General features: G+C 36.5%; 9 protein-coding genes. 4 read left to right on the top strand and 5 right to left on the bottom strand.

Annotation, left to right across the window (positions count from 1 at the left end):
* The coding region (locus H8B04_RS17490) for a transposase (RefSeq protein WP_394354879.1) at positions 1-157 on the bottom strand (157 nt) is incomplete at its 3' end.
* A 560-nt stretch (positions 158-717) separates the two neighbouring features.
* On the opposite strand from H8B04_RS17490, the gene H8B04_RS09825 reads away from it, so the two are divergent.
* From H8B04_RS09825 to H8B04_RS09810, 4 genes are all read left to right on the top strand, one after another.
* Positions 718-1413: a DUF4198 domain-containing protein gene (locus tag H8B04_RS09825; RefSeq protein WP_165291528.1), complete on the top strand. Its 696-nt coding sequence runs from the start codon at positions 718-720 to the stop codon at positions 1411-1413.
* Positions 1414-1433: 20 nt separating this feature from the next.
* A complete protein-coding gene (locus tag H8B04_RS09820; RefSeq protein WP_190302242.1) occupies positions 1434-3839 on the top strand; it encodes a TonB-dependent siderophore receptor in 2406 nt (801 codons plus the stop codon).
* A 631-nt stretch (positions 3840-4470) separates the two neighbouring features.
* Positions 4471-6108, top strand: coding sequence for a PepSY-associated TM helix domain-containing protein (locus H8B04_RS09815; protein WP_190302241.1), 1638 nt, complete (start codon positions 4471-4473; stop codon positions 6106-6108).
* A gap of 34 nt (positions 6109-6142) precedes the next feature.
* A complete protein-coding gene (locus H8B04_RS09810) occupies positions 6143-6460 on the top strand; it encodes a hypothetical protein (RefSeq protein ID WP_190302240.1) in 318 nt (105 codons plus the stop codon).
* A 128-nt stretch (positions 6461-6588) separates the two neighbouring features.
* On the opposite strand, the gene H8B04_RS09805 is transcribed toward H8B04_RS09810, so the two are convergent.
* From H8B04_RS09805 to truA, 4 genes are all read right to left on the bottom strand, one after another.
* Positions 6589-7032 (bottom strand): hypothetical protein, encoded by a 444-nt coding sequence (locus H8B04_RS09805; protein WP_165291533.1) that lies wholly within the window; start codon positions 7030-7032, stop codon positions 6589-6591.
* A gap of 6 nt (positions 7033-7038) precedes the next feature.
* Entirely contained in the window at positions 7039-8082 is a 1044-nt protein-coding gene (locus tag H8B04_RS09800) for an endonuclease/exonuclease/phosphatase family protein (RefSeq protein WP_165291534.1), read from the bottom strand.
* Positions 8083-8159: 77 nt separating this feature from the next.
* On the bottom strand, positions 8160-9857 hold the full coding sequence (locus H8B04_RS09795) for an ABC transporter ATP-binding protein (protein WP_394354878.1): 1698 nt from the start codon (positions 9855-9857) through the stop codon (positions 8160-8162).
* 69 nt (positions 9858-9926) lie between these two features.
* Positions 9927-10691 carry a tRNA pseudouridine(38-40) synthase TruA gene (truA, locus tag H8B04_RS09790; protein WP_317170652.1) on the bottom strand — a complete coding sequence of 255 codons (765 nt, stop codon included), beginning with the start codon at positions 10689-10691 and terminating at the stop codon, positions 9927-9929.
* Positions 10692-10701: the final 10 nt, after the last annotated feature.

Genomic DNA, 10701 nt, shown 5'->3' with positions numbered 1-10701 from the left:
TGAGGCCATACTTTACATAATCCTGAATCCATCGACTCAGAGTACTTTTAGATACACTATTTTCCGTGCTAATACTTAATATTGATTGTGACGATTTAAAGTATAAATCAATACAAGTCTTCTTAAATGTTAAATTGTATTTTACTTTTCTTTCCATAAAAAATGCCCCCAGAAAGTGTCTAACTTTTTGGGGGCAGTGCACGATCGAATAAGCCCTTTTTTTATATGTTAACAAATTTAAATCCTAAAAAATCTTGCAGGATAAAAAATTCCATCTATATTTGTTTTGTTTTTAATCAGTCTAAATAAAGATAAATTAAAAATGAGCGTCATGCATCGGACGGCAATCCGTGCATGACGCAAAATCTAATATCAGCGGCAACTGATATTAGTTGATCTAAAAAGATCACCTCCCGATACAGTGATATGGAAGGGTAGTGCAATTTAGGAAAAAATTGCATTATCAGTTTAATCTGATTGATTATTCCCTCCCTTCCATAATCTGTTGATGGTATTGTTTTAAAATATCTAATCAACATATTATGAAAAAGTATACGTACTTGATTTTTTTCTTTAGCCTTTCGAGGGCTATGAATGGCATTCATCACGATCCGATGTTGGATGTATACCCTTTTTTACTTGTTGATTATAGTTTTTAAGTGATCGATATTTCGATTACGCGTAGAATGCATTACTAAAATTTAAATTATATCAACAATGAAAAGTCTATTTACTTTATTACTTACGTTACTTTCTGTTCAGTTCGCTTCGGCACATGCACTGTGGATTGAAACGAACTCTACAGGCGTTAAGAATGTCAAACAAGAGGTTAAGATCTTTTATGGCGAATATGCGTCTCAAGAAATTGAACCGATTGACAAATGGTATTCCGATGTTAAAGATTTTAAACTAATCCTTACTACACCATCCCACAAGCAGATTGAAGTACAAAAAATGCTTACAGGAGATCATTTTACCGCTGAATTTACGCCGATAGAGAACGGAATTTATGTTTTATCTATCTACCATGCAGGTAAAGATTTAAGCAAAACAAATCTGTATGCCTTCTCTTCATTGGCTTTTATACAAGTGTCTGGAAATACTTTGCCAACTATTATTAATAATTTCTATGTAAAAGTAAATCCCAAGACATATGATGTGGGAAATACCGTAGAAGCGATTGTTATCAAAGCTGGAAAACCTCTAGCGGATGCCGAAGTATTGGTGATGAGTCAAGAAGGCTGGTCTAAATCTTTTAAAACAGACCCACAAGGAAAAATAAGTTTCACAACGTTGTGGAAAGGCAACTACGTCATTGAAGCATCTTTTGGGGAAAATAAAGAAGGAGAATGGAACGGGAAACCATTTACATACGCCTGGGAAGGCACAACAACATTTTTAATTGTCAACTAATTACATTCTAAGATATATTTATGAAAACCCTTAAAATAAGCATAACTGTATTTTGTTTATTCCTAATTTCTCTAGCAAAAGGCCAACAGCAAGAATACATTCTTCAAGGTATCGTTAAAACAGCTGAGGGAGAAAAAGTATCCAACGCGACCATAATTGTTGGTGACACTAAATCTGTTTCGGATCGAGATGGAAATTACCTGATTAAGCTTAAATCTAGTGATAACAATTTGGAGATTAGAGCAATTGGTTTTAAAACTTTTAATCAAAAAATTACTTTAACGAGCCCCCAAACTCATAAAGATTTAACTTTAGAATACCAAAATAATAGTATTGATGAAGTGGCTGTATTTGGTCGATATTATCAAAACTATAAGTTAGACAGCATTTCTGGCTCATTGCGATTGACAACTCCAATATTGGAATTGCCGCAAAATATTCAGGTGATATCATCGGATTTGATGGCTGATCAACAAGTTTTTGATATTGTTGATGGTGTAACTCGAAATATCAGTGGTGCTACACGTCAAGGGCATTGGGACAATCAATATGCGAATTTGCGTATGCGTGGTTCTAAAATTCCTGCTTTTAGAAATGGAATGAACATAGAGGCCTCTTGGGGACCAACAGCTGAAGACGCTTCTGTCATTGAACGTATAGAGTTTGTCAAAGGTCCAGCAGGTTTTATGCTGGCAAACGGTGAGCCTGGAGGATTTTATAATGTAGTCACTAAGAAACCTTCTGGTCATGATAAAGGTTCTGTAACCTTCAATATGGGAAGTTTTAACACGTACCGTGGGGCGGTAGATTTGGACGGTAAATTGTCATCCAATGGAAAAGTTCTGTATAGATTTAATGCTGCTGCACAGCAGAAAGATTTTCATACCAAATATAATTACAGCAAAAGAGTTTCTATAGCACCTGTAATCACATATGCTATCGATTCTGCTACAAATCTGACATTTGAATATACTTATCAAGGATCAACTTATCTTTCCAATGGTAATTATGTTTTTTCACCAAAAGGATATGCTGATCCCGATATTTCCAATGATTTCTTCTATGGGGATCCATCTTTTGAGCCAAGTCATATCAAAGATCATAGTGCTTATGTGTATCTGGATCACAAACTATCCGATAGATGGAAATTACATGGACAATTAGCTTATTTCAATTTTGAAATGATTGCAAATAGTACTTGGCTTAATTATATGAAAGCAAATGGCGATATGCCAAGATATTATAGTATTGCCGATGAAGCTGGAGAGAATAGATTTGGCCAGTTCTCCCTTACAGGAGAAGAATTTACAGGTAATGTAAGACATAGACTTTTAATAGGTGGAGATTTTGGCAATAAGAAGTTTTGGGGAGATTTCCGAACCTTATTAGATTCTATTCCAACACCGTTTCTGAATGTTTATGATCCAAAATATGGTATTGCAGGAGCTGTATTTCCTACAATTGATCGTTCTAAGAGTTTGAGAACAAGAGCAGGAGGTTCTAATTACGTAAGTTCTGTTCAGTATATGTCGTTTTATTCCCATGACGAGCTAGGTTTTTGGGATGACAAGTTTCGCTTATCTCTAGGTTTAAGATTTACGCAGGCTTCGACTACAGGTCGAACGCAAGGGGCGGATATTTCGGACAAAGTTTGGAGTCCAAGAGTCGGAATCAGCTATTCTATATTAAAATCATTTACCGCTTACTCTTTATTTGACCAATCATTTGTGCCTGTTTCTGGAACAGATTGGGAAGGCAATGCTTTTAAACCTATCCGAGGAAATAACTTAGAAGTAGGACTGAAAAAAGAATGGGCAAATGGAAAATGGGTTTCTTCAATTAGTGCTTATAATATTACAAGAGAAAACTCATTAGTAACTGACCCTGATCCAAACCATGTTGTCAACGGTCAAACTTTTCAAGCGCAATTAGGAGAAACAACATCCAAAGGTATTGAAGTCGATATTACGGGAGAGATTGCTAAAGGTTTGAACATTAATGCAAATTATGCTTTGACAGATTCTAAAATTTCAAAGGCATCGGATGCCTCTACTATTGGTAATATTACTCCGAATACAGCCAAGCATACCGCAAATACATGGGTGACATATAGACTTAGTGAAGGATTCTTTAAAGGTGCTGGAGTAATTGCTAGTGTTCAAACCATGTTTGACCGAGCGGTGGGAAGCACAAAAGAAGCTAATTTCAAGAATTATGTGCGTACGGATGGTGGGATTAGTTATCAACGCGGAAAATATAATCTTTCATTGGTTGTCAATAATTTATTAGACAATAGAAAACTACTTACTGCGGGGTCATTTAGTGCGGCGAGTGCAGCTATCAAAGCAAAAGGAGGAGTTGATTACTATTCCTACATCGTCGAAGCAAGAAGAAATATGCGAATTGGTATTATTTACAAGTTTTAATAAGATGTACAGCATATTATTTTCTATACAAATTTTGGCATGTTTTACTTTCTATGCATCTAGCAAGAAAGTGAAGCATGTCTCGAAGAACACTTGCTTAGAAAAAGTTAAAAATCACTCAAAAACAGCTAGGATTATAAGTTGTTTACTTTTGCTAATTACAGGTGTATTATTATTGAGTGATTTAGGATTAGGGTCATCTTTCTTCGCATTTTTCGCATTTCTCATGATAGCCTTTAGTTTACTGATACTCTTGTATCCCTTTGGTATTGTACAGTGGAAATATATACTCGTGGTTTTTGTGATTAGTTTAAGTGTAGAGTTATTTTTTAATTGATTATGCCCGCAAATAAGAAATATTTAAGTTCTCCTTTTCAACGTTTTCTGAAAATTACAGCTGGATTTATTGGAGGATATGTTGTTATGCTGTCTTTTCATGTATTCTTGACAACTTTTTTTAAAAAGGAATATATTATCATTACTGCAGCATTCTCCGGTTATATCTTGTGGGCGATATTATTGCTTTTGGCATTCCTTTGCAAAAGTGGATGGAAGATATGGGGGATCTATTTGCTATTAGCCCTTTTATTCGCTATTCCCTATTTACTAAATCGTTAAAAACCGATCTCCTATGAATATCAGAAATTATAATATATACTTTAACACACATACGATTAGCGGAATAATAATTTGTGTGTTGTTGTATGTAATCTTTTTTGCGGGTTCTTTTTCCTTCTTTAGGGATGAGATTTCGGCTTGGCAAAAGGGCACATCTTACACGGCTTACAAAATCGATGGTAAAAGTTATGATAAATTGCTTGATTCATTATCTCGTGAAATAAATCTTCAAGGAAGAGATATCGCCTTCTATTTATATCAAGGAGGAGCTCGTTCTTATGTGAATGTGAGTGCATCGGTGGATTCTGTGGTGAATAAGCAAAGCTTAGCAAAATCAAAGTCTGCAGAAAATAAAAAGGCAAAAGGTAGAAGAGGAGGAGGCGATACCAAATATTTCAACTATGACTTTGTGACTAAAGAGACTGGTGAGTACTCAAAAAGTTATGATTTAGCAGAATTTTTGTATCGTTTACACTTCTTAGCACAATTGAACGAAGTGCCTATTAGGGTAGGAATAGCTCCATTTGGATATCTTATTTCAGGAATTACAGCTTTCATCTTCTTGTTTGCTTTGATTACAGGGCTGCTATTGCATTGGGATAAGATTGTTTCTAATTTTTTTATTTTCCGACCTTTCAGCAAATGGAAAACTGTATGGACGGATATGCACACGGCATTAGGCGTGATTGGCTTTCCATTTCAATTTCTGTATGCGGTCACTGGAATTTTTCTAATTATCAATGCTGTATTGGCTCTTCCTTTTGGTAAGTTGTTGTACAATGGCGATACAGACAAAATGTACGAAGATCTCGGCTATTCACGAATACTTAAATATGAGTATACGTATTCACCTTTGCAGCATATACAACCTATAAGTGAATATATCGCTATGGCGAATCAAAAATGGCCTGATGCACATATTCATCGTTTGTTTATCAAAAATTATGGCGATGAAAATATGCATATACTAATGGAATTAGACCCTCGCTTTACGAAAAATTTTTCTGGATCGGGTATATTGAATGTGCGCGCAGCGGATGGGGTGGTTGTGCTCTCCAAATCGCCTGATAGTGACCAAACTTATATTGATACAATTAAAAGTCTAATCTATAGGCTGCATTATGGTGATTATGGAGGTTATCCACTTAAAATAGTTTATTTTCTCCTGGGAATAATGGGCTGTTTAGTGATTGCATCTGGTATTTTGATTTGGTTGGTGGCGCGTGACAAGAATAATGTGCTCCCGCGGAAGCGGAAATTTAATAGTTGGATGGCAAATTTCTTTATGGCAATTTGCTTGTCGATGTTTCCCGTGACAGCCTTTACATTCATCGTGGTCAAATGGTCTGGTCAAGCGGATCAAACATTTATATATCATGTTTTTTTCTGGAGTTGGCTTGGGTTAAGCTGGTTCTATACCTTACGTAAAAGTATTAAACGCACTAATCTTGAAACTCTGTTAATTGGTAGTATTTTGTCCCTTACTTTACCTGTTGTGAATGGCTTTGTTAGTAACAATTGGATTTGGAATACGGTCAATAGTCAATATATCGATATCATGATGGTTGATGCTCTCTGGATTTTGATTGGTGTAGTAGGTCTAATAGCTTATACGCGTAGTCGCGTGTTCTTTAGTCAAAAACCGATGTAAATAATTTTTTCTCTCATCTTTTAATTAAAATATTATGTGTCAATCTGTAAATCTTACAACCAAAGGAAACACCGCGATAAGTTACTGTAGTAAGTGCAAATTTCATTATGTGTGGCAGAAATCTTATGTGTTGACTTTTTCAGCAGTACAGTTTCAATTTTTCTTAGAAGAAATTAGAGCAAAAGTTGGAAATGAGGAGTTTTTGTCTTTTCCAGATGATGAAGAACGTATGTTTTTACCTACTCCTGCTCTTGAAATTCTCTTCACGTTTACAAAGGAAGAATGGTATAATTTCACGTCCGCACTAGAAGAAGCAAATTACATGCGTGAGGTATATCAGCTCCTTCATTAAAATATAAAGTCCTAGTCTTCAAGCTGCATTCTCTCTCAAAATTGGGAAGGCTAGGCACAAATTCAAAACTCCTTTTATTATTGTGATAGAGGGAGTTTTTTGGTGTTAAAACCAAGATATGACGGCCTCTATTTTTTCTTCAATTTCTGAATTATTGCGAGTAAAGCTTTGCGGTTTTTGACATCGTGGTAAAATTTGGGTAAACGCTCCAATAATGTAAAACCAGTTCTGTCTTTATGTTCTCTAAGATCCGCTGCAATATATTGTCCCAAATAATTTAAATGATCCGCGTTGAAGGCTATGAACACATCATTTTTAAAAGGATGTTGCAACCAAAGCTGTGCGCCAAAATAACTGTGCGCGGCTATATTCCAATTTCCATTTATTCCAAATACAGTAACCTCTGTTGGAATTTGCTTATTGAATCCACAAATTTCACAAAATAATATTGCCTTTTTCAACTCATAATCAACTTTAGCAATAGCTTTTTTACCACAAGTAGGGCATACGACCAAAACTTCTGTTTGAAAATCCGAAAGTCTTTTGTTTTGATCGTGAAAACGTGTCGACATATCTCACTATTTTATGCTAAATGTAGCTAACAAACCTTTATGATCCGTAGGCCAAACTCCTTTTGGCAACAAAAATTTATCTTCGCTATCTTTCTCTTGTTTCTGCGCGTATCGTACAGTGGATTCTGGACCTACTATTTTGATGTCTTCAAGTTTTAATTTTTTATTAGTTGATTTGAAGTAAATATAGTCGATACGGTCGCGGTCGTCGGCTTCTGGTGCCCATGCCAACTTACTAGTGGGTACATCTGGATTAAAGCTAGGATAGGTAAATCCAGGATGCGAGAGAGGATTCGGATATTGGATACGGAATGCGTCTTTATACCCTGCGGCATACAACATCACCGAACAATCCCATGGCACTACAGCGCCACGACGATCGTATAAATTCTTATTCGCTTCGATCCAATCCAAATGTGAAGGTTCATTAAAATCTCCTCCAATAATGATGCTGTGTTTTGTTGATTCTTTGGCTGCATCAGCGATTAAATCAGCTATAGCTTCATCGCGTTTGCTTTTTCGATTAGCTGTTAAAATTTCTTGTGCACCGGTGATGGGATTATCCATCTTTTTCCAAGTTACCCCATCGTAGCCACGTGGAAGGTAACACGCATAGTTTGTATAATCCAAATGCACCGAGTAAAAAATGGCAGGGTGATTGTGAATATTGATTTTGGTTTTTAGAACCTGACCTTGTCGATTTTCTTTGTCGTAAAGGGTGTTTTGTTCAAGGATGGGATACTTAGAAATCGTGGCTACGTCAACCGTTGGTTCGTTCGATATGCCATTGTAAGTATGACCCTTTTCTTTTAAATCTTTTAGAAGCGTGCTGACAAAATCCACACCGCCCTTGTTGTTTACTTCACTTAGCAACACAACATCTGCGTCCTTGTCAATTATTTCGTTCACAATTGCATCATAGCCTTTTGGTACGGAGGTACCTTCGTGCCATATATTAAGCTGAAAAACCTTAAAAGATTTTTGCTGTGCAAAGCAGGTGAAATGTACAGCCCATAGAGTGAAAGTTAAAAGCAAGATTCTTGAAAACATATGACCCAAATAAGTTTTAATCCTTAATCGTAGATTAAAAATAGGAAACTTATTTAGGAATTAAGCGCAGAAATAAACTAAATTCCTGCAGAGTCGAACTGCAAATCGTACAGCTTTTTATAGTGGCCATCCATTGCCAACAATTCTTGGTGAGAACCGATTTCTTTAATTTCTCCTTTTTCCAGCACAATGATTTTATCAGCCTTTTGAATAGTAGAAAGTCTATGTGCAATAACAATAGCCGTTCTCCCTTCCATCAAATTGTCTATAGCAGATTGAATCATTAATTCAGTTTCTGTATCTATTGACGAAGTCGCCTCATCTAAAATCAAAATACGTGGATCGTGCACTAGTGCGCGTATAAAAGAAACCAATTGTGCTTGCCCAGCAGAAAGCGTTGCTCCGCGTTCTTGTACTTTGTAATCTAATCCTCCTGGCAAACGCATAATAAAATCATAAGCGCCTACACGTTTTGCTGCGTCTATAATTTCTTCATCGGTAATGTTTGGGTTTTGAAGCGTGATATTATTTTTAACTGTATCAGAGAACAAGAATACATCTTGCAAAACGGTAGAAATATTCTTGCGCAAGAATGTCAACTCATAATCGCGAATATCTACACCGTCCAATAATATTTGGCCTTTTTGGATTTCGTAAAAACGACTTAGAATATTAATGGTAGAAGATTTTCCTGCTCCTGTAGCTCCAACCAAAGCTAATGTTTCGCCGGGTTGTACTTTGAAGCTAACATCTTTCAATACCCATTTTTCCTCATTATAGGCGAACCAAACATTTTTGAATTCGATCTCGCCACGAATAAGCTCAGGTTTATATGTTCCTGTATTCGGTGTAAATTCATCGGTATCCAACACATCAAAAATACGTTCGGCTGACACCATACCCATTTGCAAAGTATTGAATTTGTCAATAAGCTCACGAATAGGTCGGAAAATCATATTGATATACATCAAAAAAGCCACTACCACCCCTGGGGAAATCACATCGGCTAAGACTTGTTTTGAACCATACCACACCAACAGACCAGTCGCGATGGCAATGATAATCTCCAATACAGGAAAGAAGATAGAAAAATACCAATTGGCACGAACATGGGCATTACGATGCTCTTTGTTGATCGCGTCAAATTTTTGCATTTCCTGTTCTTCACGTGCAAAATATTGAATTATGGCCATTCCCGAAATATGTTCCTGCAGAAAGGTATTCAGGTTAGATACCCAAAGGCGAACATCCTGAAAAGCTGATTTCATGGCTTCCTTAAAGATATACGTTGCCCATAACATTAAAGGCATTGGAACAAGAATAATCAATGTTAGTCGCCAATCGGTGTAAAACATGACACCTAAAATCACGACAAGTTGCAGGAGATCTCCGATAATCTGAATTAAACCCTCGGAGAAAATATTGGCTATAGTCTCTAAATCGGATATCGTTCGGGTGATTAAGCGTCCAATAGGAGTGTTGTCAAAATACTTTAGGCGTAAATTGGTAATATGCTCAAAAACTTGAATACGAATGTCACGGATTACAGATTGCCCTAATGTATTGGTCATCAGCGTGTGGAAGTAACGAACGACAGTCTGCGCAATCAGCAAGACCATCATGACGATCAGCATCGTGTTAAGTCCTTCATATTGACCATTCAAGATATAATTATCAAGAGTATATTCAATCAGCATGGGTAATGCTGGCGCGACTGCAGCCAGTAAGATGGTCAGCACCACAGAAATCCAAAAAATGGTTCTGTAAGGGCGCATATACTTGGCTAGACGACCCAATAATTTGCTGTCGTAGGCTTTACCTGATATTTTATCTTGTTTCAAAATTTACTTTTCTTGAATGTATGGATAAATTACTCGTGTTAAATATAGTCCATGAGCAGGAACTGATACCCCTGCTTTCGAACGATTTTTGCTTTCCAATACTTCCTGAATATACGAAATCGGTTTACCTTTTACGCCAATTTCCAATAAGGTACCCACTATTGCTCGAACCATATTGCGTAAGAACCGATCTGCCGTAATGTGAAAAACAAAGTGATCTCCATTTTGTTCCCAACGCGCTTCCTTGATGGTGCAAATGTTTGTAAACACTTGTGTATTGGATTTGCTAAAACATTCAAAATCTTTTGTTCCTAATAAAAATCTTGCCGCTTCATTCATTTTCTCTATATCTGGAATATCACGTAGCAACCAAGATTTATTGATCAAAAAAGGATTCTTCTTGCTATGAATGTGGTATTCATACGAGCGTTCGCTCGCATCAAAACGTGCATGGGAATCTTCGGCAACTTCAATAATGCGCTTAACGGAGATGTCAAAAGGCAATAATGCATTAATAGCTTGCAGTGCTCGGTAAGGATTATCCACTAAAATTGGATTCGCACTATCAAAATGCACATACAATTGTTTGGCATGTACACCGGTATCAGTACGTCCAGCTCCAATTGTTTCTATTTCTTCGCGCAAAAAAGTGTGTAATGCGTGGTTTAATATTTCTTGTACAGAAATAGCGTTGGGCTGAATTTGCCATCCATGGTAGGCTGTTCCGTCATAGGCAATCTCTAAAAAAAATCTTTTTATGTTATTCACACAACAAAGG

It is taken from the genome of Sphingobacterium litopenaei, assembly GCF_014692495.1.
In the GTDB taxonomy this organism is placed as follows: Bacteria; Bacteroidota; Bacteroidia; order Sphingobacteriales; family Sphingobacteriaceae; genus Sphingobacterium; species Sphingobacterium litopenaei.
The sequence above is the reverse complement of the archived record's forward strand: the minus strand, read 5'-3'. Positions and strand labels throughout refer to the sequence as shown.

Bases quoted from the DNA above. Each gene is read 5' to 3' on its own strand.
- H8B04_RS09810 (WP_190302240.1), top strand. From the start codon at position 6,143: ATGTGTCAATCTGTAAATCTTACAACCAAAGGAAACACCGCGATAAGT.
- H8B04_RS09820 (WP_190302242.1), top strand. From the start codon at position 1,434: ATGAAAACCCTTAAAATAAGCATAACTGTATTTTGTTTATTCCTAATT.
- H8B04_RS09800 (WP_165291534.1), bottom strand. From the start codon at position 8,082: ATGTTTTCAAGAATCTTGCTTTTAACTTTCACTCTATGGGCTGTACAT.
- H8B04_RS09825 (WP_165291528.1), top strand. From the start codon at position 718: ATGAAAAGTCTATTTACTTTATTACTTACGTTACTTTCTGTTCAGTTC.
- H8B04_RS09795 (WP_394354878.1), bottom strand. From the start codon at position 9,857: ATGCGCCCTTACAGAACCATTTTTTGGATTTCTGTGGTGCTGACCATC.
- H8B04_RS09815 (WP_190302241.1), top strand. From the start codon at position 4,471: ATGAATATCAGAAATTATAATATATACTTTAACACACATACGATTAGC.
- H8B04_RS09805 (WP_165291533.1), bottom strand. From the start codon at position 7,032: ATGTCGACACGTTTTCACGATCAAAACAAAAGACTTTCGGATTTTCAA.